Here is a 22,987-nt window from a genome sequence, read left to right as displayed (position 1 = left end):
ATCGGACACGTTGCGCATGTCGGATAATCACCGTGCGTGACAAGGTCTGTCCGGGCGGCCTGCGCCGATACGCCACGCCGATGATCGAGTTCCGAACGTTAACCTCCGCGCGGTCGGGCAGACTCGAAGGAAGCCCGAAGCAAACCTCCCGGAAAGAGGGTGGATCGCGTGGACCGCTGCATCGTCCTGGTGGACGCCGGGTATCTGCTCGGGGCTGCCGCCAGCCTGCTCGCCGGCGAACCCTCCCGCTCCCGGATCACCGTCGACCACTCCGCCCTCATCCAGGGGCTGCGCGAGCGCGCCGAGTCCGACACGGAACGGCCGCTGCTGCGCATCTACTGGTTCGACGGCGCCCCCGACCGCGTACCGCAGCCCGAGCACCGCAGACTGCGCGTGATGCCCCGGGTCACCGTACGGCTCGGCGCCCTGACCCGCAGCGACGGACGGTGGGCGCAGAAGGGCGTGGACGCCGCCATGCACGCCGAACTCACCGAACTGGCACGCAACCGGGCCTGCTCCGACATCGTGCTCGTGACCGGGGACGGGGATCTGCTGCCGGGCATGATGGCGGCCAAGGAACACGGAGTCGCCGTACACCTGTGGGCCGTACAGGCCGCGGACGGCGACTACAACCAGTCCGAGGACCTGGTCGCCGAGGCCGACGAACGGCGCGTGCTGGACCGGGCGTGGATCACTCAGGCCGTCCGGCCGAAGGACCTCGGCGGGGTGTGCGCGCCGCCGCCCGCGCCACGCCCCGAGATCGCCGCGATCCTGTCGGCCCCCTTGCCGGAGTCGGCGCTCGCCGCGTCCGAGCGGACCGCCGAGGAGACGGAGCACGAACCGGCGGCCGCCGGCTCCCACAACGGGACGCAGGAGCGGGCCCCCGCCGCTGCCTCCAAAGGGGTGCCGACGCCGAAGGACCTGGCGATCATGCGGGCGGCCGGAGCGCAAACCGCGCAGCATCCCGCGAACGCCACGCTGCGCTGGTCCTCCGACAAGGGGTGGGTGGACCGGCCCGGGGTCGTCGCCGAGCCGGCCGAGGCCGCGTCCATGCCGACGCTCGCACAGCTCACCACGGCCGAGCAGCGGTGGGCCGACCGGGAGGAGGACATCACCACGGTCGGCGGCGATCCGTACGAGGTGGGACAGGTCTTCGCGCGGCGCTGGATGGCGCGGCTGACGGAACAGTCGCATCTGCAGAAGCTGTCCGGGATGTATCCCCGGATCCCGCACCGGGTGGACGGAGAGCTGCTGCGCTACGCCGCGCGGTTCGGGCTGCTCGCCCACAAGGACGACCAGATCGACGAGCACGACCGGTATGCCATCCGGGCCGGGTTCTGGCGGGAGATCGACGTACGGACGGCGGCGGCACACGCTCCTGCCGGGGAGTGAGGGGAGCGGGGGGAGTGAACGGGGGCGGTCGGTCCTGCGGTCGGCTTCAGGACCCTTCGGCTGTGTGCAGCGGGCGCCCCGGGCGACGATCGGGGCGCGGGACCCCGTAGGCTCGTGCCTCGTGAGCACGCGCACGGAACCCGGGAGCCGACACGGCGGGGATGTGGTGTGCGCGGTGCGGGGGCTGACGAAGACGTACCCGGCGGTGCGCGGACGGCGCGGCGCGCCCGGGACGCCCGCCGTGCGGGCCAATGACGAGGTCGGACTCGATGTGCGGCGCGGGGAGATCTTCGGGCTGCTCGGGCCGAACGGGGCCGGAAAGTCCACGCTGGTCCGGCAGCTCACCGGGCTGATGCGGCCCGACGACGGCACCGTCGAGATCCTCGGGCACGACATCGTGCGGCACCCCGAGCGGGCCGCGCGGATCCTCGCCTACCTCGGGCAGGAGTCGACCGCGCTGGACGACCTGACCGTGTCGCTCGCCGCGGAGACCACCGGCCGGCTGCGCGGGCTCGACGTACGGCGGGCCAGGGACGAGCGGGACGCCGTGCTGGAGGAGCTGGGGCTCACGGACCTCGCCTCGCGGCCGATCAGGAAGCTTTCGGGCGGCCAGCGGCGGCTCGCCTGTTTCGCCGCCGTACTCGTCGGGGAACGGCCCCTGCTCGTGCTGGACGAGCCCACCACCGGCATGGACCCCGTCGCCCGGCGGGCCGTGTGGGCCGCCGTCGACCGGCGCCGGGCCGAACACGGCACCACCGTCCTGCTCGTCACCCACAACGTCATCGAGGCGGAGACCGTGCTCGACCGGGTCGCCGTCCTCGACCAGGGGCGGGTCATCGCCTGCGACACCCCGGCCGGCCTGAAGGAGAAGGTGGCCGGCGAGGTGCGGGTCGACCTGGTCTGGCGCGAACGGGCGCCGCTGGACGTCCCGGAGGTCGCCGCGCTGCGGTCCCGGGCCCTGGAGTCCGGGCGGCGCTGGACGCTGCGGCTCGCGCCCGAGGAGGCCCGCGCGGTCGTCGCGACGATCACCGGTGGCGCGGCCTTCGTCGCCCTGGACGACTTCACGCTCGCCACGCCGAGCCTGGAGGACGTGTATCTGGCGCTGGGCGGCAACGCACGAGGGCTGGTGAAGGCGTGAACGCAACCAGGGCCCTAGCCGTACGGGACCGGGCGGCAGCCGGAGCGAAGAGGAGCAGCCCGACGTGAGTGTCGTACCTGCGGAGGCCCTGCCGGGCGGAGCCCTGGCGGCGGAGGAACGCGCCGGGGGCCCGGCCGTGCTCGGGCCGCGGGCGCGGCTGTGGCCGTCGCTCGGCGCCGTGTACCGGGCGCAGCTCTCACGGGCGCGCGTCGCGCGGATTCCGCTGCTGTTCGTGGCGACCTTCCAGTCGATCGGCATCATGATCCTGATGCGGGGCGTCGTGGACGGCGGGGCCGAGGCTCAGGCCGTCGTCGCCGGGTCGTCCGTGCTCGTGGTCGCCTTCGTCGCGCTGAACCTGCTCGCCCAGTACTTCGGGCAGTTGAGGGCCGGCGGAGGGCTCGACCACTACGCGACCCTGCCGGTGCCGCCTGCCGCTGTCGTCCTGGGTGCGGCGGGGGCGTACGCGTCGTTCACCGTGCCGGGGACGGTGGTGACCGCGGTCTTCGGCTGTGTGCTCTTCGGACTGCCGCTGGGGAACCTCTGGGTGCTCGCCGCGGTGATCCCGCTCGCGGGGGCCGCGCTCGCCGGGCTGGGGGCGGCGCTGGGACTGCTGGCGCCGCGGCCCGAACTGGCGACGCTGCTGGGGCAGTTGGGCATGTCGGCGGCCTTGCTGCTCGGAGTCCTGCCCGCGGACCGGCTGCCGGATGTGGTGCGGTTCGCGCGTGATCTGCTGCCGTCGACGTACGGGGTGGAGGCGTTCGCGCGGACTTTCCGGGGCGACCCGGACTGGGCGTTCGTGCTCGGTGACCTGGCTGTGTGCGCCGGTGTCGGGGTGGCTTCGCTGGCGGTCGCGACCTGGGCGTACCGCCGGGCGGCCGTCCGGTGAGGCGCCGCACGAGTGCGCCTGGCACGATGTCAGGGTGACCGCACCGCTGACTCCGCCTCCGCCGCCGCACGAACCGTCGTACGACAGGTTCTCGCGCGGCGCTCGGCAGGCCTCACCCGTTCCCGTGATGCCGGCTCCTGCCGCTCATGACGTTGCGTACGAACAGGACGGTCCCGGGATGAAGACCGAAGTGCGGGAGGCCGCGATCATCACGGTGGGGGTGGCGCTCGCGGGGGTGCTGCTCGGGGTGCTGTGGTGGTGGCTGGCGCCGCACGTGCCGTTGGTCTCCGACGGTGAGGCGGTGTATCTGCGGGACACCGAGGGGGAGCAGGCCGTCGGGGTGGACGGGACGTTCACGCTGCTGGCGCTGGGCTTCGGCGCGGTGAGTGCGCTGGTGGTGTTTCTCGTACGGCGGCGTGGGGGTGTGCCGCTGGTGGTGGCGCTGGCGGTCGGGGGGCTGCTGGGGTCGGTGCTGGCGTGGCGGCTGGGGGTGTGGCTGGGGCCTGAGCAGAACGTTGTCGCGCATGCCCGGGAGGTGGGCAACGGGGTGACCTTTTCGGCGCCGTTGAAGCTTGGCGCGAAGGGGGCGTTGCTTGCCTGGCCGTTTGCCGCGCTCGTGGTGCACCTCGGGCTGTCGGCTCTGTTCGGGCCTCGTGATCCTGACCCCTTTGAGCAGCGTTTCGCGCAGGATCCGTATGGGGCGCCTCCGGCGTAGGCCGGTGGACGGCGGTCCGTCCGGGGGCGTGGTTTCTCGCCCCCGCCGCCCCTACCCATTCCCATCCCCTGGGGGCTCCGCCCCCAGGCCCCCGAAAGCGCGGCCCGGGGCCCGGCCCGAAGGCCCGGCCCGTGGCCGAGCCGAGAGGTGCGGTCGGGTGGTGGAGCCCGGAGGCGCGGACGGAGACTTGGCCTGGAGGGCCGGCCCCGGTGGCGGAACCCGAAGGCGCGGTCAGGGGCCGGGACCGAGGGGCCGTCCGGAGTCAGCCCGGAGGTACAGCCGGGGGCCGAGCCAAGCGGTGCGGTCGGGCGGTGGAGCCCGGAGGTGCGGGCGGAGACTCGGCCCGGAGGCGCGGTCCGATGGCGGAACCCGAAGGTGCGGTCTGGTGGCAGAGCCCGGAGGTACGGTCCGGGGGCACAGCCCGAAGGCCCAACCAGGGATCAGCTGGAGTTACGGCACCGGGGCTCAGCCCCGAGGTGCGGGTTGGGATCAGCCGGGAAACGCGGCCCGGGGCGGAGCCCCGAGGTGCGGGGCGGGATCAGCCGGGAAGTGCGGCCTGGGGCGGAGCCCCGAGTTGTGGGTCGGGGCTCCGCTGCGGAAAGCCGGGGGGCCGGAGCGGGGCCGGGGGCTGGAGGGCTGGAGGGGTGGGGGGTGGAGGTTCTGGGCGAGGGGGGTAATGCGGGCGGTGGCCGTGGGGGTTCCGAGCGGGTCTTTTTGGCGCGCCACCTGCGTTTGCGAAGCTTCTTCGACATGTCCTTCGTAGGTACCGGAGGACGGGGGAGCCGTCGAAGGGTCACGCACGGGCGATGGGCGCCGAGACCGCTTCCGTGAGGTGGAGGAGGTCCTTGGGGGACAGTTCGACCTCCAGGCCGCGGCGGCCGGCCGAGACGCAGATCGTGGTGTGGGTGTCAGCAGATGCGTCCAGGACCGTGCGGAGTCTCCTGCGCTGGCCGAGCGGGGAGATGCCGCCGCGGACGTAGCCCGTGGTGCGTTCCGCGAGGGCCGGGTCCGCCATGGCCGCGCGTTTGCCGCCCACGGCCGAGGCGAGGGCCTTCAGGTCCAGGGAGCCGGCCACCGGCACCACGGCGACGACCAGCGCGCCGTCCACGTCCGCCACCAGGGTCTTGAAGACGCGGTCCGGGGAGACGCCCATCGCCTCCGCCGCCTCCTCGCCGTACGAGGGGTGGGAGGGGTCGTGCTCGTAGGAGTGGACGGTGAAGTCCACGCCCGCTGTCGTCAGCGCCACCGTTGCGGGCGTGCCGCCCGATTGCTGCGGCTGCTTCTTCTGGTTCTTCTGCTTCTTCGCCAAAGTCCCGTGCCCTTGGATCAGTTGACCAGGTCTGTTGGTCAGGTCAGTTGAGGCTCGTCGGGCCGCGCGTCAGTTCCGACGCCGGCAACGACGGCAGACTACGGATGATGGCCGTCTCCGCGCGCAGGAGTTTCAGCTCGTCGCGCAGGCGTGAGGCGGTGTCCGGGGCCTGGAGGAGACGCTGTTTGGACGGGGTGTCGAGCATCATGGCCGCGGCGACCAGGTACGAGACCACCGCCGGCTCGTCCGGGAGGTCCGCACCCGTCGACAGTGACCGTTCCCGTGCTCCCGCCAGGCGCTTCTGGTACTGGCGGAAGGCGCGCAGGACGCCCTCCGCCAGCGCTCCCGCCTCGTCCCCCCGTTCCTCCGGCAGCTCCTCCAGCTCGGCCGTCAGGAACGGGCCCGACGCGTCCACCGACAGCAGCCGCACCCGGGTCGTACCGGTCGCCAGTACCTCGAACGTGCCGTTGTCGCGCTCCCGGATCGTCGCCGCGTCCGCGATGCACCCCACGGAGTGGAACGCACGGATCGGATCGTCGCCGAAGCCCGCCGTCGGGCCGCGCTCGGGCAGGGCCGTCTGGTCCGGCATGCCCGGTGCGCTCGGAGCGACCTCGTGGCCGTCGCGGATGGCGACGACGCCGAACCGGCGCGGTTCGGACTCGGGGGTCTTCAGCAGTTCGCGCATCATGGCGCGATAGCGCTCCTCGAAGATGTTCAACGGGAGCACGAGCCCCGGGAACAGCACCGAGTTCAGGGGGAAGAGCGGGAGCCGGACGGTGGTCACGACGCAAGAGCCTAATGGTCGTCGGGGCGGTGGGGGGCCGCGTGCTCACTCCTCGGGCACCGGGCGGCAGCGGACCGTGAGCGCAGCGGGATGCCGGACGCGACCTCCAGCCTTACGCCGTACCGCAGTTCGAGCAACTGGTCGAGCGGATCGTCCGGCACGAGGCCCCAGGTGAACGAGGTGGCGTACGGGCCGATCATCGCCGCCCCCCTCGGTGAGGTAGGCGAAGGCCGCCCGTGGCGGCAGTGCCCGTACCAGCGAGCCGGGGAGCGTGTCCCGGGCGGCCTGCGCGGCGAAGTCGAAGCAGGCCCCGGCCCACAGCCGCCCCCACCCGGTGCGGTTCACGCCGGAGCCCCGCCTGTGGCCGAGCGTGATCCGCCAGGGCACCGGATCGTGTGGCTCGGCCTCCGCGGCCGTCGATCGACGGGCCCGCATCGCACTGGAGTTCACCACGGGCGGGGGACTCGCAGCCGCGGGTCACCGCCAGGTCGGCCGCCGGTGTCCCGGATGCGTCAGTTGCGGCTCAGCAGCCGCGTCGCCCCCGCCGCCACCGTCGTCGCCAGCACCCAGCCCAGCAGGATCACCGCCGCGGCCAGCCACTGCCAGCCGCCGCGCAGCTGCCAGTAGCCCACCTGCCCCAGGTCGATGACCGGCAGGAGCAGGTCCAGGGCGAACAGGGAGGCGTTCCACGGCGGGTGCTCCCCTTCCTTGATCGGCGGGTGGTCGGCGTGCGAGAAGGCGATCGACGTGGCCGCCCACAGCACGGCCATCCACACGGCGGCCCGGCCCGGCCGGTATCCGTAGGCGACCGTCCAGTCCTGCGCGTACCCCCACAGTTTGGCCGCGAGGGGCAGGTTCTCACGGCGGTGGCGCTGCCTGGCGAGCAGCACCTCGCGGGCGTCCTCGTCCTCACCGCCGGCACGCAGCACCGTGGCGAGCCGCTCGTACGGCTCCGGGTTGTACTCGGCGGTCGCGGCGGCCACCCACTCCAGCCGTTTGACCAGCGGGAACGGGCCGCGCGGCACAAGGTTCTCGTACTGGAAGCCGCCCATCTGGAGGTTGCCCGGGCGCGGCCAGCTGTCCGCCCTGTCCATCAGGTTGACGATCCGGGCGCCCGACAGGACCACCTTGCCGCGCTCCGGGCGCTCCCCGAGGAAGCGCAGCTCGGGCACCTGGACGCGGCGCAGCGACAGCTCCTGCTCGTCGGTGAAGAGGAAGCGGGCCCCCTCCAGGTCGACCGCGTCGCCGAACCGCCCGTCGTCGAGGCGTATGCCGCCCTCGCAGGTGAACCGCTGCACCCTGGTGCCGCGCGCCGGTGTGGTCCCGCTGGTCAGGAGCGGATTGCCGACGCCCGCAGGGGTCATGTAGAGGGTGCGTCCGACCGTCAGCTGGGGTGCGTTGAGCGCCAGGCGGGTGTACTGGTTGGTCAGTTGCGCGCCGCGCAGGCTCAGCGACACGCCGATGCTGGCGCCGCGCAGGCTCAGCTCGCCGTGCGATTCGAGTATCTCGGCCTGCAGGTCCTGCCCGACGGTCATGCCGTCACCGGTGAGCGAGTGGCCGCGCCGGTCGCGGTAGACCACGGCCTGGTTGAGCAGCAGATCGGTGCCTATGTGCGCGTCGGTCAGCCGCACCCCGTTGTGGAACCGGCAGCGCGGCAGATGCAGATCGCCCTCGGTGTGCACCCGGGCCGCCTCCAGCCGGGGCACCGAGCAGTCGAGCAGCCGCAGCGTGGTGAACCGCGCCTCCGGCAGCCGTATCTCCTTCTCGAACCGGCAGCCCTTCATCTCCACGTACGGCGCGACCGTGCCGCCCGCCAGATCGAGGGTGTCCTCGATCTGGACGCCCACGAGCTTCAGGGCCGACACCCGCCCCGCCAGCGCGGGCGGCCCGTCCAGCAGCAGCCAGCACACGATCCGCGCCCGCACGGTCCGCTCGGGCCCCCAAGGGTGGCCGCCGTGCGGATCGTCCACCACGGTGTCCCCGGCGCGCAGGTCGTACACGCTGCCGTTGCGGAACGCCTGCCACATCCCGATCTCGGCGGCGGTCAGATCGTCCGGCAGGTCCCCGTCCCGGATGCCGGCACTCTCGGTCACGACTCGTCCTTCCTCCCCGTCTCTCGCAGGACTCACTCCCCAGCTAGCTCATGGTTTCGCACATACGTCCCATGCCCGCTGGGTGACTCTCTGAACACGAGACGTGAAGGTGATCTTCCAGGTTCCCCCGACCGTGTGTATCAGACACGGTGTGTATCAGACACTGATACGGGCGGACGGCGCCCGACCGGGGTCTGAGAGAATTGTCCCCGTGCTGCAACATCTCTCGCTGGCCCGAATCGATCTGCGCGGCGACGCCCTCCCCACGGGCCCCGCCCTGCGCGACCTGCTGCCCCGAGCCGACTTCGACGTCACGGCCGCCCTGGAGAAGGTGCGGCCGATCGCCGAGGCCGTGCGTCATCGGGGCGACGCGGCACTCATCGACTTCGCCGAGACGTTCGACGGCGTACGCCTGGAGTCCGTACGGGTCCCCGCCGAAGCCCTCGCCGACGCCCTGGAACGGCTCGACCCGGCCGTGCGCGCGGCCCTGGAGGAGTCCATCCGCCGCGCCCGCATCGTCCACCGCGAGCAGCGCCGCGGCAGCCACACCACCCAGGTCGTCCCCGGTGGCACGGTCACCGAGAGGTGGGTGCCGGTCGAGCGCGTCGGGCTGTACGCGCCGGGTGGCCGCTCGGTCTACCCGTCGTCCGTGATCATGAACGTGGTGCCCGCCCAGGAGGCCGGTGTCGGCTCCATCGCCCTCGCCTCGCCCGCCCAGGCCGACTTCGCAGGGCTCCCGCACCCGACGATCCTCGCGGCCTGCGCGCTGCTGGGTGTCGACGAGGTGTACGCGGCCGGCGGCGCCACGGCGGTCGCGATGTTCGCGTACGGCACGGAGTCCTGCCCGCCCGCCACCATGGTCACCGGCCCCGGCAACATCTGGGTCGCCGCCGCCAAGCGGTACTTCACCGGCCTCATCGGCATCGACTCCGAGGCCGGTCCGACCGAGATCGCCGTCCTCGCGGACGAGACCGCCGACCCGGTGCACGTCGCCGCCGACCTGATCAGCCAGGCCGAGCACGACCCGCTCGCCGCCGCGGTCCTCGTCACCGACTCCGTGGAGCTCGCGGACGCGGTCGAGAAGGAGCTCGATCCGCAGGTCGAGGCCGCCAAGCACAGCGAGGACCGGATCCGCCCCGCCCTCGCGGGCCGGCAGTCCGCGATCGTGCTCGTCGACGGCATCGACGAGGGCCTCAGGGTCGTCAACGCCTACGGCGCCGAACACCTGGAGATCCAGACCGCGGACGCGGCGGGGGTCGCCGAACGGGTCGTGAACGCGGGCGCGATCTTCCTCGGCCCCTGGGCGCCGGTGTCGCTCGGCGACTACGCGGCAGGCTCCAACCACGTCCTGCCCACCGGCGGCTGCGCCTGCCACTCCTCCGGCCTGTCCGTCCAGTCCTTCCTGCGCGGCATCCACGTCGTCGACTACACGAAGGACGCGCTGGCCGAGGTCGCGCACCACGTGGTGACGCTGGCGGAGGCGGAGGACCTGCCCGCGCACGGCGCGGCGATCAAGGCAAGGTTCGGCTGGAAGGTACCGGCGAGCAAGTGACCGACGTACGTATCGACGATCTCCCCGTACGGGACGAGCTGCGCGGCAAGTCCCCCTATGGAGCGCCCCAACTGGACGTCCCCGTACGGCTGAACACCAACGAGAACCCCTACCCGCTGCCCGAGCCGCTCGTCGAACGGATCACCGAGCGGGTGCGCGAGGCGGCCCGGAACCTCAACCGCTACCCGGACCGGGACGCGGTGGAGCTGCGCACCGAACTCGCCAGATACCTGACGAAGACCGGCCAGTACCCGGTCGGCCCGGAGAACGTCTGGGCGGCCAACGGCTCCAACGAGGTCATCCAGCAGCTGCTCCAGACCTTCGGCGGGCCCGGCCGCACGGCGATCGGCTTCGAGCCCTCGTACTCCATGCACGGGCTCATCTCCCGCGGCACGGGCACGGGCTGGGTCTCCGGCCCCCGTAACGACGACTTCACCGTCGACCTCGCCGCCGCCGAGAAGGCCATCGCCGAGCTCCGGCCCGACGTCGTCTTCATCACCACCCCCAACAACCCCACGGGCAACGCGGTCCCGCCTGAGACGGTCCTCGCCCTGTACGAGGCCGCGCAGGCGGCGAAGGCGGAGACCGCCGGGGCGATGGTGGTCGTCGACGAGGCGTACATCGAGTTCAGCCACGGCGACTCGCTGCTGCCGCTGCTCGAAGGCCGCCCGCGTCTCGTGATCTCCCGGACGATGTCCAAGGCGTTCGGCGCGGCCGGCCTGCGCCTCGGCTACCTCGCCGCGCACCCCGCGGTCGTGGACGCCGTCCAGCTCGTACGGCTGCCGTACCACCTGTCCGCCGTCACACAGGCCACCGCCCTGGCCGCCCTGGAACACACCGACACGCTGCTGAAGTACGTGGACCAGCTGAAGTCCGAGCGGGACCGGCTGGTCGGGGAGCTGCGCGCGATCGGCTACGAGGTGACCGAGTCGGACGCCAACTTCGTGCAGTTCGGGCGGTTCCCCGACGCCCACGCGGCCTGGCGGAGGATCCTCGACCGGGGCGTCCTGGTACGGGACAACGGCGTACCGGGATGGCTGCGGGTCACCGCGGGAACCCCGGCCGAGAACGACGCGTTCCTCGACGCGGTACGTGAACTACTGAGTTGTGTGGGGGACACCCCCACACCCCCGAAGGAGCACAGCGCATGACTCGCGAGGGCCGCCTCGGAAGAATCGAACGGACCACGAAGGAGACGTCCGTCCTCGTCGAGATCGACCTGGACGGCACCGGCAGGACGGAGATCTCCACCGGGGTCGGCTTCTACGACCACATGCTCGACCAGCTCGGCCGGCACGGTCTGTTCGACCTGACCGTGAAGACCGAGGGCGACCTGCACATCGACTCGCACCACACCATCGAGGACACCGCCCTCGCGCTGGGCGCCGCCTTCAAGCAGGCTCTCGGCGACAAGGTGGGGATCTACCGCTTCGGCAACTGCACGGTGCCGCTCGACGAGTCCCTCGCCCAGGTGACCGTCGACCTCTCCGGCCGCCCGTACCTCGTGCACACCGAGCCCGAGAACATGGCGCCGATGATCGGCGCGTACGACACGACGATGACCCGGCACATCCTGGAGTCCTTCGTCGCCCAGGCCCAGATCGCGCTGCACGTGCACGTGCCGTACGGGCGCAACGCGCACCACGTCGTCGAGTGCCAGTTCAAGGCGCTGGCGCGGGCCCTGAGGTACGCCAGCGAGCGCGACCCGCGGGCCGCCGGAATTCTTCCCTCCACGAAGGGCGCGCTGTAAGCCATGAGCGGACTGTCCACCGTCCTGATCGTCGTCGGGCTCTTCCTGCTCGGTGGCGTCTACTCCTTCGTCAAGCAGAAGATGCCCAAGGGGCTCATCGTGCTGCTCTCGATAGGCGCCGGGATGTGTCTCGTCGCCGGCGTCCTGCGGCTGGAGGTGTGGAATTGAGCAGCCCTGCAAAGCGCGTGGTCGTCTTCGACTACGGCTTCGGCAACGTCCGTTCCGCCGAACGTGCCCTCGCGCGCGTGGGGGCCGACGTCGAGATAACGCGCGACTACGACAGGGCCATGAACGCGGACGGCCTGCTGGTGCCGGGCGTCGGCGCCTTCGCCGCCTGCATGAAGGGCCTCACGGATGCACGCGGCGACTGGATCGTCGACCGCCGGCTGTCCGGCGGCCGCCCCGTGATGGGCATCTGCGTCGGCATGCAGATCCTGTTCGCCCGCGGTATCGAGCACGGCGTGGAGACCGAGGGCCTCGACGAGTGGCCCGGCTCCGTCGAACCGCTCCAGGCCGACATCGTGCCCCACATGGGCTGGAACACCGTCGAACCCCCGGCCGACTCGGAGCTCTTCGCCGGCCTGGACGCGGACGCGCGCTTCTACTTCGTGCACTCGTACGCCGTCCACCACTGGAACCTGGAGACCCACAACCCCGCCATGCGGGCCCCCAAGGTCACCTGGTCCACGCACGGCAAGCCCTTCGTGGCGGCCGTGGAGAACGGCGCCCTGTGGGCCACGCAGTTCCACCCCGAGAAGTCCGGCGACGCCGGAGCACAGCTGCTCACCAACTGGATCGGAACCCTGTAGACCATGGCCAAGCTCGAACTCCTCCCCGCCGTCGACGTCCGCGACGGCCAGGCCGTACGTCTCGTGCACGGTGAGTCCGGCACGGAGACCTCGTACGGCTCCCCGCTGGAGGCCGCCCTCGCCTGGCAGCGCTCGGGTGCCGAATGGCTGCACCTGGTCGACCTGGACGCCGCGTTCGGCACGGGTGACAACCGGGAGCTGATCGCCGAGGTCACCAGGGCGATGGACATCAAGGTGGAGCTGTCCGGCGGCATCCGGGACGACGCCTCCCTGGCGGCCGCCCTGGCCACCGGCTGCACCCGGGTGAACCTCGGCACGGCGGCCCTGGAGACCCCTGAATGGGTCGCCAAGATCATCGCCGAGCACGGAGACAAGATCGCGGTGGGCCTGGACGTCCGTGGCACCACGCTCCGCGGCCGCGGCTGGACCCGCGACGGCGGCGACCTGTACGAGACGCTGGAGCGCCTCAACAAGGAGGGCTGCGCCCGCTACGTCGTCACCGACATCGCCAAGGACGGCACCCTCCAGGGCCCGAACCTGGAGCTCCTGAAGAACGTGTGCGCGGCGACGGACCGCCCGGTGGTGGCGTCGGGCGGCGTGTCGTCGCTGGAGGACCTCCGGGCGATCTCCGGCCTCGTCTCCCTCGGTGTCGAGGGCGCCATCGTCGGGAAGGCCCTGTACGCGAAGGCGTTCACCCTGGAAGAAGCCTTGGAGGCTGTGTCGTCATGACGTCCGAAGCCGTTCGGCGCGTGCAGAGCGGAAGTCCCTGGGAAGAGAGTTTCGGTTTCGCACGTGCCGTCGCGGCGGGCGACCGCGTGCTGGTGGCGGGCACGACGGCCTTCAAAGGCAGTGTGCTGTACGGGGAGGGCGACCCGTACGAGCAGGCCAGGGTGGCGTTCACCAGCGCGGTCGAGGCGATCGGCGAGTTCGGGCTCGGCGTCGAGTCCGTGATACGGACCAGGATGTACCTGACGCACCAGCGGGACATCGACGACGTGGGGCGGGCCCACAAGGAGCTCTTCGACGCGGTGCGTCCGGTGTCCACGCTGCTGGTGGTGGAGGGCTTCGTCGACCCGCGCATCCTGGTCGAAGTGGAACTAGAAGCATTCAGAGCCCATGAGTAAGGAGCCGGCTTCATGACCCTGGCGGTCCGAGTCATCCCCTGCCTGGACGTGGACAACGGCCGGGTCGTCAAGGGTGTCAATTTCCAGAACCTGCGCGACGCGGGCGACCCCGTCGAAATGGCCAAGGTGTACGACGCCGAGGGCGCCGACGAGCTGACGTTCCTGGACATCACCGCGTCCTCCGGCAACCGCGAGACCACGTACGACGTGGTGCGCCGCACCGCCGAGCAGGTCTTCATCCCGCTGACCGTGGGCGGCGGCGTGCGGACGGCCGAGGACGTCGACAAGCTGCTGCGGGCGGGCGCCGACAAGGTGGGCGTGAACACGGCCGCGATCGCCCGCCCGGATCTGATCCGCGAGATCGCCGAACGCTTCGGCCGCCAGGTCCTGGTCCTGTCGGTCGACGCGCGCCGCACGGAGAGCGGTTCCTTCGAGGTCACCACGCACGGCGGACGCAAGGGCACCGGCATCGACGCCATCGAGTGGGCCCACCGGGCCGCCGAGCTGGGCGCGGGTGAGATCCTGCTCAACTCGATGGACGCGGACGGCACGAAGGACGGCTACGACCTGGAGATGATCTCGGCGGTCCGTAAGCACGTGTCCGTCCCGGTGATCGCGTCGGGTGGCGCGGGCAGGCTCGCCGACTTCCCGCCGGCCATCGCGGCGGGCGCGGACGCGGTGCTGGCGGCGTCCGTCTTCCACTTCGGCGATCTGCGGATCGGTGAGGTCAAGGAGACGCTGCGGGAGGCCGGGCACCCCGTTCGGTAGTTCGAGGCGTCACCCTTGGTAGTGAATCCGGTAGTGGTCGGGGTTTCGTGACGGTTATGGTGCTCGTATGCCTGGAATCACGATCGAGTTCACCGAGGAAGAGCTGGCCGAGCTGCGTGCGGAGGCCAAGGAGCAGGGTGTCGCCATCAAGCGACTTGCGCACGACATACTGACGGAGGACGTCGTGCGCAGGCGGCAGAAGCAGCGGTTCGTCGAGGGGGCGTCGAAGAAGGCCCGCGAGATCATGGCCGACTTCGAAGAGCGCTTCCCGGAGGGACTTCGGTGACGCTTTACGTCGACACCGGATGGGTCCTCAACATCCAGGTCAACGTCTCACCGCAGAACACGCCGATCCGCGACTGGGGCGCACTGCACGTCATGGTCGAGAGGCACAAGTACGAACGTATCGCCGGGGAACCCTATTACGAAGAGATCCCCACGCGGGCGGCGACATTCCTGCACACCGCTCTGAGGCTGCGGCCGTTCAGCGACTACAACGCCTCGATCGGCATCGCCTGTGCCTGGGAGTACATGGAGCAGTCCGGGATACCGTTCGATCTGCCGTACGGCGATGTCGCGAAACTCGTCGCCGACATCCGAAGCGACGAGGCCGACCTGACGGAAACCGCCCGCCTTCTGCGTGACTGGGCGGCGTGACGTTCAGATCCCCAGCTGCTTCGTCTCGTGCAGCTTCGTGATCGCGTCCTTGTCGCCGTCCAGCTCGACATCGGCCACCTGCTGCCGCCCGTACAGGAACAACAGCAGCTCCGACGGCTCGCCGGTCGCCGTGACGACCGGCGTGCCCCGGTGGGCGACCGCCGTCTGGCCGTTCGGGCGGCGCAGCACGAGACCGGTCGGGGCGCTGCGGCCCATCAGCCGGGCGGTGCGTTCCATGCGGGACCACAGGGCGTCCTGGAAGACCAGGTCCAGCTCGCGCGGGGTCCAGTCGGGCTGGGCGCGGCGCACGTCCTCGGTGTGGACGTAGAACTCGATCGTGTTCGAGGCCTCGTCGATCTGCTTCAGGGAGAAGGGCGAGAAACGCGGCGGGCCGGTGCGGATGAGCCGGATGAGCTCGTCGTACGGCTTCGAGGTGAACTCCGCCATCACCCGCTCCAGTCGTGAGGCGAGCTGCTTGACGAGGATGCCCCCGGCGGCGTCGGGGCGGCGCTCGCGCACCACCACGTGGGCGGCGAGGTCACGGGTGTTCCAGCCCTCGCAGAGGGTCGGGGCGTCCGGGCCCGACGCCTCCAACAGGTCGGCGAGGAGAAGTCGTTCACGCTTGGCATGGGTCGACATGCGGCAAGCCTACGACCGGGTGGCGTCTCCGCCCAGCGGAGACCGGGCCGACGCGTCGCCGGGCGGCACCCGAACCGGTCCGGCTTGTGGACAACCACGGGGAGTGTCGGCGGCGCGCGGCACAATGGCACCCATGACCAGCACGCCGTCCCCCACAGGGCCCAACGGGCCCGGCAGCCTCGATCCCGAGATCGCCGCGCGCCTCAGGCGCAGCGCCGACGGGCTCGTCCCCGCGATCGCCCAGCAGTACGACACCGGAGAGGTGCTCATGCTCGGCTGGATGGACGACGAGGCGCTGCACCGCACCCTCACCACCGGCCGCTGCACGTACTGGTCGCGCAGCCGCCAGGAGTACTGGGTGAAGGGCGACACCTCCGGCCACGTCCAGTGGGTGAAGTCCGTGGCACTGGACTGCGACGCCGACACCGTGCTGGTCAAGGTCGACCAGGTGGGCGCCGCCTGCCACACCGGCGCCCGCACCTGCTTCGAGGCCGATGTCCTCAAGGCCGTCGAAGGCGGCGCCGGTTCCGACGCACCGTCACAGGATCAGTAGGGTCGGCCGCCATGGACCTAGAGACGTTCCGCAAGCTGGCCGCCGACCGCCGCGTCATCCCCGTCAGCCGCAAGCTCCTCGCCGACGGCGACACCCCGGTCGCGCTCTACCGCAAGCTCGCCGCCGAGCGCCCCGGCACCTTCCTGCTGGAGTCCGCGGAGAACGGCCGCTCGTGGTCCCGGTACTCCTTCGTGGGCGTCCGCTCCGCGGGCACCCTCACCGAGCGGGACGGCCAGGCACACTGGCTGGGCACCCCACCCGTCGGCGTCCCCGTCGACGGCGACCCGCTCGCCGCCCTGCGCGCCACGATCCAGGCCCTGCACACGCCCCACGACCACGCCTCGGGCCTGCCGCCCTTCACCGGCGGCATGGTCGGCTACCTCGGCTACGACATCGTGCGCCGCCTGGAGAAGATCGGCCCCGGTGAGCACGACGACCTCCGGCTGCCCGAGCTGACGATGCTGCTCACCAGCGACCTGGCCGTCCTCGACCACTGGGACGGCACGGTGCTGCTCATCGCCAACGCCATCAACCACAACGACCTGGACACAGGCGTGGACGAGGCGTACGCGGACGCGGTCGCCCGCCTCGACGCCATGCAGGCCGACCTCTCCCGCCCCGTCTCCCAGCCCCCGGCCCTGCTCCCGCCCTCCGAGCTCCCCGAGTACACCGCCCGCTGGGGCGGCCCCGACTTCCAGGAGGCCGTCGAGGACGTCAAGGAGCGCATCCGGGCCGGCGAGGCCTTCCAGGTGGTCCCGTCCCAGCGCTTCGAAACACCGTGCACGGCAAGCGCGCTGGACGTCTACCGCGTCCTGCGGGCGACCAACCCCTCCCCGTACATGTACCTGTTCCGCTTCGACGGCTTCGACGTCGTCGGCTCGTCCCCCGAAGCCCTGGTCAAGGTCGAGGACGGGCAGGCGATGGTGCACCCCATCGCGGGCACCCGGCACCGCGGCGCCACGCCCCAGGAGGACCAGGCCCTCGCCGACGAACTGCTCGCCGACCCCAAGGAGCGCGCCGAGCACCTGATGCTCGTCGACCTGGGGCGCAACGATCTGGGCCGTGTGTGCGAGCCCGGCTCGGTCGAGGTCGTCGACTTCATGTCCATCGAGCGGTACTCGCACGTGATGCACATCGTGTCGACCGTCACCGGGCGTGTCGCCCAGGGCCGTACGGCCTTCGACGTGCTGACCGCCTGCTTCCCGGCCGGCACGCTCTCCGGAGCGCCCAAGCCGCGCGCGATGCAGATCATCGACGAGCTGGAGCCGGCCCGCCGCGGGCTGTACGGCGGCTGCGTCGGCTACCTGGACTTCGCCGGCGACTCCGACACCGCCATCGCCATCCGCACGGCCCTCCTGCGCGACGGCACCGCCTACGTCCAGGCGGGCGCCGGCATCGTCGCCGACTCGGACCCCGTCGCCGAGGACACCGAGTGCCGCAACAAGGCGGCGGCGGTGCTGCGCGCGGTGCACACGGCGAACCGGCTCGGGTCCTTCTGACGGATCTCCGTGGAGGAGGAGCGGCGTCCGGTGCGGCGAGGGTGCGTGCCGGGCGTCGCGACGCCGCGGAGATCCATCAGAAGGGCCCTTGGTCAGCAGCGGCCGTGAACCCCGCGTGAGGGGGCGCGAGTGCGGCAGGCGATAGTGGAGTACGTGACCGCACTACCTCACCCCCGTTCCGAACCCGCACGCGGCCGTGCCGGGCGACGAAGCCTCGCCGTCGCGCTGCTGTCCGGCGCGCTCGGCGCGGCCGTGGCACTGCTCGCCTCCCGGCAGCGCTGGTCGGAGGCCACCACCTTGGTCGCGGGCGGCGACTTCACGCTGACCGCCCAGGGCAGCGAGGTCACCGGCGTCCCCGCGGCCCTCGCCATAGTGAGCCTCGCCGCGCTCGTCGCCGTGTTCGCCGTACGCAGGGCCGGGCGGGTCCTCGTCGCGGCGCTGCTCGCGCTCTCCGGCGCGGGCACCGTCGCCACGGCCGTGCTGGGCGCCACCGACAGCTCCGCGCTCGACGAGAAGGCCGCGCAGGCCTCCGGCGACACCTCCGCCACCGTCGACGCGCTCAGCCACACCGCCTGGCCCTACGCCGCGGCCATGGGCGGCGCGCTGATCCTGCTCGCCGGGCTGATCGCCCTGCGGTACGGGAAGCTGTGGCCCGCGATGTCCGGCCGCTACGAGCGCGACGGGACGCCCCGGCCGCGCAAGACGAAGCCCGTGGACCCGGACCGGCCCGAGGACCTGTGGAAGGCGCTCGACCGAGGCGAGGACCCGACGGGCGCGTAGAGCCCAGGCCTCTTCGCGGCGTCGGCGTAGGTCCGCGCCCCGAGGAGAGACCCCCGCTCAGGGCGTTCGCCCGCGTACGGGACAATGGACGGCGAGCGTCCGACTCACACACGCATCGCTTAAGCAACGAGGAGCAAGCATGGCGGGCAGCAGCCACGGTCACACCCCGGCCGCCTGGACCGGTGTCACCATCACAATGATCGGTTTCTGCGTCGCGGGTGCCTTCATGGTGATGGCCAACCCGCTGGGCTTCTGGGCCGGCATGGTGATCACGGTCCTCGGCGGTGTCGTCGGCGGCATCATGCGCTCGATGGGTCTGGGCCAGCAGAAGCCGGCGCAGCCCGTGCGGCACGTCGCCAAGCCCGAGGCGGCGCGCGAGCCGGCCACCGCCGAGAACTGAGCCCCCACCACGGTCTCGTACCCGTACGGCTCCGGGAGGGGCGGACCCGGTCGCAGTGGCGCCGGATCCGCCCCTCCCGCGTGCCGTGCGGCCCGCACCGGGCAGAATGCGTGATGTGAACACCGAAAGCCGCGGGGTGACACCGTCGCACGAGGTCCCGAGCGGCGCACGTACGGGCGCACGCTCCGTGCTGGGGCGCCTGGCCGTGCCCGCCGGGGTGCTCGCGGCCGTGACCGGTGCCTTCGCGTACGTCGGGGCCGTGGACCCCAATGAGCCCGGGCACTACCCGGTCTGTCCGCTGCTCCGCCTCACCGGCCTGTACTGCCCGGGCTGCGGCGGCCTGCGCGCGGCGCACGCGTTCGCGCACGGGGACCTCGGGACGGCACTCACCGACAACGCGCTGGCCGTGCTGGGCTTTCTGGCGTTCGCGGCCGGGTGGACCGTTTGGGTGGTCCGCGCGGTGCGCGCACGGCCGATGCGGATCGAACTGCCGCCGGTGGCGCTGTGGTCGCTCGGCGCGTTGACGCTGGTCTTCACCGTTGTCCGGAACCTGCCGTTCGGTGGCTGGCTGCATCCTTGATCACAGGGCGAACGTCCAGGTAGAGGGACCGGCGTCAACCGGATGCGAGGCATACGCCCTCCTGCGGATACCATCGCAGTGACCCCGAACAGCCTGAACAGCTCGAACTGCTTCAGCCGCTTCAACCGCCCACCGTCAGGAAGGGGGCCGCTCGCGTGAGTGTGCTCGACGAGATCATCGACGGAGTCCGTGCCGACCTCGCGGAGCGGCAGGCGCGCGTCGGCCTCGACGAGCTCAAGGAGCGCGCGCTGAAGGCCCCGGCGGCCAAGGACGGCGTGGCCGCGCTGCGCGGTGACGGCGTGAAGGTGATCTGCGAGGTCAAGCGCTCCAGCCCCTCCAAGGGCGCGCTGGCCGCGATCGCCGACCCGGCGGCTCTGGCCGCCGACTACGAGGCGGGCGGCGCGGCGGTCATCTCCGTCCTCACCGAGCAGCGCCGCTTCGGCGGCTCACTGGCCGACCTGGAGGCGGTACGGGCCCGCGTCGACATCCCCGTCCTCCGCAAGGACTTCATCGTCACCTCGTACCAGCTGTGGGAGGCCCGCGCGTACGGCGCCGACCTGGCCCTGCTGATCGTCGCGGCCCTCGACCAGCCCGCCCTGGAGTCCCTCGTCGAGCGTGCCGTGTCCATCGGGCTCACACCGCTCGTCGAGGTGCACGACGAGGAGGAGGTCGACCGGGCCGTGGACGCGGGCGCGAAGGTGATCGGCGTCAACGCACGCAACCTGAAGACCCTGGAGGTCGACCGCGCCACGTTCGAGCGGGTCGCCCCCGAGATCCCCGACAGCATCGTCAAGGTCGCCGAGTCCGGTGTCCGCGGCCCGCACGACCTCATCGCGTACGCGAACGCCGGCGCCGACGCCGTGCTCGTGGGCGAGTCCCTGGTGACCGGCCGCGACCCGAAGACGGCGGTGTCGGACCTCGTGGCCGCGGGCGCCCACCCCGCGCTGCGGCAGGGCAGGGGCTGACGCACACCATGGCCGTCCGCCGCGCACCGGCCCGACGGCACCGGGGGAGCACACGCTCGACCGGCGCCGTCGTCCTGGCCTGCGTACGACCGGCCGACCCCTACGCCCGCCTGGCACGCGGCTGCCGGCCGCGCGGCTGCCGGGCGCCCGCGCGCCGCGTCCACGGTCGCCGCGTCCGCTACGTCATCGGTGACGAGCCCGGCCAGGTCAACGGGATGCGATGGCCCGGGCACGTACGTGCGTGCACTCCACGGGTGGGCTGAGCCGAAGCCGGCCGGCCCGGCCCCGGGGAGTCTGTTTCTCGCCGTCGTCGGCTCGCAGGGCCCGACGGGGTGCGCGCGTACGTGGCTACCGTGACCGTGTCCGACCTGTAACCGGGGCTCAAAGCCCCCGCGAGGTAACCGCATGTCCAGCGAGTTCTTCATCCCCGACCCCGAGGGCCGCGTCCCCAGCGCCGAGGGGTACTTCGGCGCGTACGGCGGCAAGTTCATCCCGGAGGCGCTGGTCGCCGCCGTGGACGAGGTCGCCGTGGAGTACGACAAGGCGAAGGCCGATCCCGAGTTCGCCCGCCAGCTCGACGACCTGCTCGTGAACTACACCGGGCGGCCGAGCGCACTCACCGAGGTGCCGAGGTTCGCCGAACACGCCGGTGGCGCCCGAGTCTTCCTGAAGAGGGAAGACCTCAACCACACCGGATCCCACAAGATCAACAACGTGCTCGGTCAGGCGCTGCTGACCAAGCGCATGGGCAAGACACGCGTCATCGCCGAGACCGGCGCCGGACAGCACGGCGTGGCGACGGCGACCGCGTGCGCCCTGTTCGGGCTCGAATGCACCATCTACATGGGCGAGATCGACACCCGGCGCCAGGCCCTGAACGTGGCGCGCATGCGCATGCTCGGCGCCGAGGTCATCGCCGTGAAGTCCGGGAGCAGAACACTCAAGGACGCCATCAACGAGGCCTTCCGGGACTGGGTCGCCAACGTCGATCACACCCACTACCTGTTCGGGACCGTCGCGGGCCCCCATCCCTTCCCCGCCATGGTGCGTGACTTCCACCGGGTCATCGGTGTCGAGGCGCGGCGCCAGCTGCTGGAGCGCGCCGGGCGGCTTCCCGACGCCGCCGTCGCCTGCGTGGGGGGCGGTTCCAACGCCATCGGCCTCTTCCACGCCTTCATTCCCGACACCTCCGTACGCCTCATCGGGTGCGAGCCCGCCGGGCAGGGCGTCGAGACCGGGGAGCATGCCGCGACCCTGACCGCGGGTGAGCCCGGGATCCTGCACGGGTCGCGGTCGTACGTCCTGCAGGACGAGGAAGGGCAGATCACCGAGCCGTACTCGATCTCGGCCGGGCTGGACTACCCCGGCATCGGCCCCGAGCACTCCTACCTCAAGGACAGCGGCCGCGGCGAGTACCGCGCGGTCACCGACGACGCCGCGATGCAGGCACTGCGCCTGCTCTCCCGCACCGAGGGGATCATCCCGGCCATCGAGAGCGCCCACGCGCTCGCCGGTGCCCTGGAGGTCGGCCGGGAGCTCGGCGAGGACGGGCTGATCGTCGTCAACTTGTCCGGCCGGGGCGACAAGGACATGGACACGGCCGCCCGGTACTTCGGCCTGTACGACACCGACGCCACCGTTGCCGCGGACGCCGACGCGGGCGCCGCCGAGATCGAGGGGGACGCCCAGTGAGCGGCAACGTCCAGCTGCTGAGTGACACCCTGGCGGGCGCCAGGGCGGAGGGGCGGTCCGCGCTCATCGCGTACCTCCCCGCCGGATTCCCGACCGTCGACGGCGGGATCGCGGCGATCAAGGCCGTCTTCGAGGGCGGTGCCGACGTCGTTGAGGTGGGCCTGCCGCACAGCGACCCCGTCCTTGACGGGCCCGTCATCCAGACCGCCGACGACATCGCCCTGCGGGGCGGCGTCAAGATCGCCGATGTCATGCGCACGGTCCGGGAGGCCTACGAGGCGACCGGGAAGCCGGTGCTCGTGATGACGTACTGGAATCCCATCGACCGGTACGGGGTGGAGCGCTTCACCGCCGAGCTCGCCGAAGCGGGAGGGGCCGGGTGCATCCTGCCCGACCTCCCCGTCCAGGAGTCGGCCCTCTGGCGGGAACACGCGGAGAAGCACGGGTTCGCCACGGTCTTCGTGGTCGCGCCCAGCAGCAAGGACGCCCGGCTCGCCGAGATCACGGCGGCGGGCTCCGGCTTCGTCTACGCGGCCTCGCTGATGGGCGTCACGGGGACCCGCGAGTCGGTGGGCGCGCAGGCGCAGGACCTGGTCCGGCGCACCAGGGCCACCACCGACCTGCCCGTCTGTGTCGGGCTCGGTGTCTCGGGCGCCGCGCAGGCAGCCGAGGTCGCCGGCTTCGCCGACGGGGTGATCGTCGGTTCGGCCTTCGTGAAGCGGATGCTGGACGCCCCGGACGAGGCCGCCGGCCTGGAAGCCGTACGGACCCTGGCGGGCGAGCTCGCCCAGGGCGTGCGCGGGACGGCGTGACGGACTGCGCACGGGGCTCCGCGAGAGGCCGGTGTCGCACGAGGCCGTGACACGCGGTCGTTCGCGCACGTGACGGACAATCCGCTCACT

The 22,987-nt window shown here is 71.8% G+C and carries 28 protein-coding genes; 23 read left to right on the top strand and 5 right to left on the bottom strand.

The genetic code is table 11. The features are described 5' to 3' along the window. Positions 1-168: 168 nt before the first annotated feature. From IE262_RS06395 to IE262_RS06380, 4 genes are all read left to right on the top strand, one after another. Positions 169-1,392: an NYN domain-containing protein gene (locus IE262_RS06395; RefSeq protein ID WP_189871952.1), complete on the top strand. Its 1,224-nt coding sequence runs from the start codon at positions 169-171 to the stop codon at positions 1,390-1,392. 121 nt (positions 1,393-1,513) lie between these two features. Then, entirely contained in the window at positions 1,514-2,530 is a 1,017-nt protein-coding gene (locus IE262_RS06390; RefSeq protein WP_229877131.1) for an ABC transporter ATP-binding protein, read from the top strand. A gap of 64 nt (positions 2,531-2,594) precedes the next feature. Beyond that, the gene (locus tag IE262_RS06385) at positions 2,595-3,416 is read left to right on the top strand and encodes an ABC transporter permease (RefSeq protein ID WP_189871950.1); all 822 of its coding nucleotides are present in this window, start codon (positions 2,595-2,597) and stop codon (positions 3,414-3,416) included. Between the two features lie 34 nt (positions 3,417-3,450). Further along, positions 3,451-4,131 (top strand): AAA family ATPase, encoded by a 681-nt coding sequence (locus tag IE262_RS06380; protein WP_134032623.1) that lies wholly within the window; start codon positions 3,451-3,453, stop codon positions 4,129-4,131. Between the two features lie 793 nt (positions 4,132-4,924). Here the strand turns inward: IE262_RS06380 and ybaK are convergent. The 4 genes from ybaK to IE262_RS06360 all read right to left on the bottom strand — a co-directional run bounded on the left by ybaK (position 4,925) and on the right by IE262_RS06360 (position 8,317). Beyond that, on the bottom strand, positions 4,925-5,440 hold the full coding sequence (ybaK, locus tag IE262_RS06375) for a Cys-tRNA(Pro) deacylase (protein ID WP_189871948.1): 516 nt from the start codon (positions 5,438-5,440) through the stop codon (positions 4,925-4,927). Positions 5,441-5,483: 43 nt separating this feature from the next. Continuing rightward, positions 5,484-6,224 (bottom strand): LON peptidase substrate-binding domain-containing protein, encoded by a 741-nt coding sequence (locus IE262_RS06370; RefSeq protein WP_134032628.1) that lies wholly within the window; start codon positions 6,222-6,224, stop codon positions 5,484-5,486. 11 nt (positions 6,225-6,235) lie between these two features. After that, positions 6,236-6,424 (bottom strand): hypothetical protein, encoded by a 189-nt coding sequence (locus IE262_RS40340; RefSeq protein ID WP_134032631.1) that lies wholly within the window; start codon positions 6,422-6,424, stop codon positions 6,236-6,238. Positions 6,425-6,736: 312 nt separating this feature from the next. Continuing rightward, positions 6,737-8,317 (bottom strand): oxidoreductase, encoded by a 1,581-nt coding sequence (locus IE262_RS06360; RefSeq protein ID WP_134032636.1) that lies wholly within the window; start codon positions 8,315-8,317, stop codon positions 6,737-6,739. Positions 8,318-8,528: 211 nt separating this feature from the next. Here IE262_RS06360 and hisD point away from each other — a divergent pair, with 211 nt between their 5' ends. From hisD to IE262_RS06310, 10 genes are all read left to right on the top strand, one after another. Further along, entirely contained in the window at positions 8,529-9,869 is a 1,341-nt protein-coding gene (gene hisD, locus IE262_RS06355; protein WP_229877130.1) for a histidinol dehydrogenase, read from the top strand. Further along, positions 9,866-11,020: a histidinol-phosphate transaminase gene (locus IE262_RS06350; RefSeq protein WP_189871946.1), complete on the top strand. Its 1,155-nt coding sequence runs from the start codon at positions 9,866-9,868 to the stop codon at positions 11,018-11,020. Before hisD ends, IE262_RS06350 begins: the two co-directional genes overlap by 4 nt. Further along, positions 11,017-11,619, top strand: coding sequence for an imidazoleglycerol-phosphate dehydratase HisB (gene hisB / locus IE262_RS06345; RefSeq protein WP_134032642.1), 603 nt, complete (start codon positions 11,017-11,019; stop codon positions 11,617-11,619). The genes IE262_RS06350 and hisB overlap by 4 nt, the downstream gene beginning before the upstream one ends. Positions 11,620-11,622: 3 nt before the next feature. Then, complete coding sequence (locus IE262_RS06340) at positions 11,623-11,787, top strand: CG2302 family histidine operon protein (protein WP_165935107.1); 165 nt, start codon at positions 11,623-11,625, stop codon at positions 11,785-11,787. Then, positions 11,784-12,428 carry an imidazole glycerol phosphate synthase subunit HisH gene (gene hisH / locus IE262_RS06335; protein WP_189871944.1) on the top strand — a complete coding sequence of 215 codons (645 nt, stop codon included), beginning with the start codon at positions 11,784-11,786 and terminating at the stop codon, positions 12,426-12,428. The genes IE262_RS06340 and hisH overlap by 4 nt, the downstream gene beginning before the upstream one ends. Before the next feature lie 3 nt (positions 12,429-12,431). After that, a complete protein-coding gene (gene priA, locus IE262_RS06330) occupies positions 12,432-13,157 on the top strand; it encodes a bifunctional 1-(5-phosphoribosyl)-5-((5-phosphoribosylamino)methylideneamino)imidazole-4-carboxamide isomerase/phosphoribosylanthranilate isomerase PriA (protein ID WP_134032648.1) in 726 nt (241 codons plus the stop codon). Further along, positions 13,154-13,552, top strand: a complete 399-nt coding sequence (locus tag IE262_RS06325; RefSeq protein ID WP_189871942.1) for a RidA family protein — start codon at positions 13,154-13,156, stop codon at positions 13,550-13,552. The genes priA and IE262_RS06325 overlap by 4 nt, the downstream gene beginning before the upstream one ends. A gap of 12 nt (positions 13,553-13,564) precedes the next feature. Continuing rightward, on the top strand, positions 13,565-14,320 hold the full coding sequence (gene hisF, locus IE262_RS06320; protein ID WP_134032654.1) for an imidazole glycerol phosphate synthase subunit HisF: 756 nt from the start codon (positions 13,565-13,567) through the stop codon (positions 14,318-14,320). 67 nt (positions 14,321-14,387) lie between these two features. Continuing rightward, positions 14,388-14,606 carry a hypothetical protein gene (locus IE262_RS06315; RefSeq protein ID WP_134032657.1) on the top strand — a complete coding sequence of 73 codons (219 nt, stop codon included), beginning with the start codon at positions 14,388-14,390 and terminating at the stop codon, positions 14,604-14,606. Continuing rightward, positions 14,603-14,977 (top strand): hypothetical protein, encoded by a 375-nt coding sequence (locus IE262_RS06310; RefSeq protein ID WP_134032659.1) that lies wholly within the window; start codon positions 14,603-14,605, stop codon positions 14,975-14,977. Before IE262_RS06315 ends, IE262_RS06310 begins: the two co-directional genes overlap by 4 nt. A 3-nt stretch (positions 14,978-14,980) precedes the next feature. Here the strand turns inward: IE262_RS06310 and IE262_RS06305 are convergent, their stop codons facing one another. Further along, a complete protein-coding gene (locus IE262_RS06305) occupies positions 14,981-15,616 on the bottom strand; it encodes a TIGR03085 family metal-binding protein (protein WP_189871940.1) in 636 nt (211 codons plus the stop codon). Positions 15,617-15,749: 133 nt separating this feature from the next. Here IE262_RS06305 and hisI point away from each other — a divergent pair, with 133 nt between their 5' ends. The 9 genes from hisI (at position 15,750) to trpA (ending at position 22,897) form a co-directional block, all read left to right on the top strand. Continuing rightward, positions 15,750-16,169, top strand: a complete 420-nt coding sequence (hisI, locus tag IE262_RS06300) for a phosphoribosyl-AMP cyclohydrolase (protein WP_134032665.1) — start codon at positions 15,750-15,752, stop codon at positions 16,167-16,169. A gap of 11 nt (positions 16,170-16,180) precedes the next feature. Continuing rightward, positions 16,181-17,668, top strand: a complete 1,488-nt coding sequence (locus IE262_RS06295) for an anthranilate synthase component I (RefSeq protein WP_189871938.1) — start codon at positions 16,181-16,183, stop codon at positions 17,666-17,668. 144 nt (positions 17,669-17,812) lie between these two features. Continuing rightward, a complete protein-coding gene (locus IE262_RS06290) occupies positions 17,813-18,448 on the top strand; it encodes a TIGR02234 family membrane protein (protein WP_189872829.1) in 636 nt (211 codons plus the stop codon). 139 nt (positions 18,449-18,587) lie between these two features. Continuing rightward, on the top strand, positions 18,588-18,848 hold the full coding sequence (locus IE262_RS06285) for an HGxxPAAW family protein (RefSeq protein WP_134032671.1): 261 nt from the start codon (positions 18,588-18,590) through the stop codon (positions 18,846-18,848). 106 nt (positions 18,849-18,954) lie between these two features. Beyond that, positions 18,955-19,428 (top strand): DUF2752 domain-containing protein, encoded by a 474-nt coding sequence (locus IE262_RS06280; protein ID WP_134032674.1) that lies wholly within the window; start codon positions 18,955-18,957, stop codon positions 19,426-19,428. Between the two features lie 155 nt (positions 19,429-19,583). Beyond that, entirely contained in the window at positions 19,584-20,393 is an 810-nt protein-coding gene (gene trpC / locus IE262_RS06275) for an indole-3-glycerol phosphate synthase TrpC (protein WP_134032677.1), read from the top strand. An 8-nt stretch (positions 20,394-20,401) separates the two neighbouring features. Then, on the top strand, positions 20,402-20,656 hold the full coding sequence (trpM, locus tag IE262_RS06270; protein ID WP_229877129.1) for a tryptophan biosynthesis modulator TrpM: 255 nt from the start codon (positions 20,402-20,404) through the stop codon (positions 20,654-20,656). Between the two features lie 142 nt (positions 20,657-20,798). Beyond that, a complete protein-coding gene (gene trpB / locus IE262_RS06265; RefSeq protein WP_189871936.1) occupies positions 20,799-22,085 on the top strand; it encodes a tryptophan synthase subunit beta in 1,287 nt (428 codons plus the stop codon). Continuing rightward, entirely contained in the window at positions 22,082-22,897 is an 816-nt protein-coding gene (trpA, locus tag IE262_RS06260; protein ID WP_189871934.1) for a tryptophan synthase subunit alpha, read from the top strand. Before trpB ends, trpA begins: the two co-directional genes overlap by 4 nt. Positions 22,898-22,987: the final 90 nt, after the last annotated feature.

The sequence above is a fragment of the Streptomyces bluensis genome, from assembly GCF_014650715.1.
GTDB lineage: Bacteria > Actinomycetota > Actinomycetes > Streptomycetales > Streptomycetaceae > Streptomyces > Streptomyces bluensis.
The sequence above is the reverse complement of the archived record's forward strand: the minus strand, read 5'-3'. Positions and strand labels throughout refer to the sequence as shown.

Bases quoted from the DNA above. Each gene is read 5' to 3' on its own strand.
- IE262_RS40340 (WP_134032631.1), bottom strand. From the start codon at position 6,424: ATGATCGGCCCGTACGCCACCTCGTTCACCTGGGGCCTCGTGCCGGAC.
- hisB (WP_134032642.1), top strand. From the start codon at position 11,017: ATGACTCGCGAGGGCCGCCTCGGAAGAATCGAACGGACCACGAAGGAG.
- IE262_RS06340 (WP_165935107.1), top strand. From the start codon at position 11,623: ATGAGCGGACTGTCCACCGTCCTGATCGTCGTCGGGCTCTTCCTGCTC.
- priA (WP_134032648.1), top strand. From the start codon at position 12,432: ATGGCCAAGCTCGAACTCCTCCCCGCCGTCGACGTCCGCGACGGCCAG.
- IE262_RS06325 (WP_189871942.1), top strand. From the start codon at position 13,154: ATGACGTCCGAAGCCGTTCGGCGCGTGCAGAGCGGAAGTCCCTGGGAA.
- hisF (WP_134032654.1), top strand. From the start codon at position 13,565: ATGACCCTGGCGGTCCGAGTCATCCCCTGCCTGGACGTGGACAACGGC.
- IE262_RS06315 (WP_134032657.1), top strand. From the start codon at position 14,388: ATGCCTGGAATCACGATCGAGTTCACCGAGGAAGAGCTGGCCGAGCTG.
- IE262_RS06305 (WP_189871940.1), bottom strand. From the start codon at position 15,616: ATGTCGACCCATGCCAAGCGTGAACGACTTCTCCTCGCCGACCTGTTG.
- hisI (WP_134032665.1), top strand. From the start codon at position 15,750: ATGACCAGCACGCCGTCCCCCACAGGGCCCAACGGGCCCGGCAGCCTC.
- IE262_RS06295 (WP_189871938.1), top strand. From the start codon at position 16,181: ATGGACCTAGAGACGTTCCGCAAGCTGGCCGCCGACCGCCGCGTCATC.
- IE262_RS06285 (WP_134032671.1), top strand. From the start codon at position 18,588: ATGGCGGGCAGCAGCCACGGTCACACCCCGGCCGCCTGGACCGGTGTC.
- IE262_RS06280 (WP_134032674.1), top strand. From the start codon at position 18,955: ATGCGTGATGTGAACACCGAAAGCCGCGGGGTGACACCGTCGCACGAG.
- trpM (WP_229877129.1), top strand. From the start codon at position 20,402: ATGGCCGTCCGCCGCGCACCGGCCCGACGGCACCGGGGGAGCACACGC.
- trpB (WP_189871936.1), top strand. From the start codon at position 20,799: ATGTCCAGCGAGTTCTTCATCCCCGACCCCGAGGGCCGCGTCCCCAGC.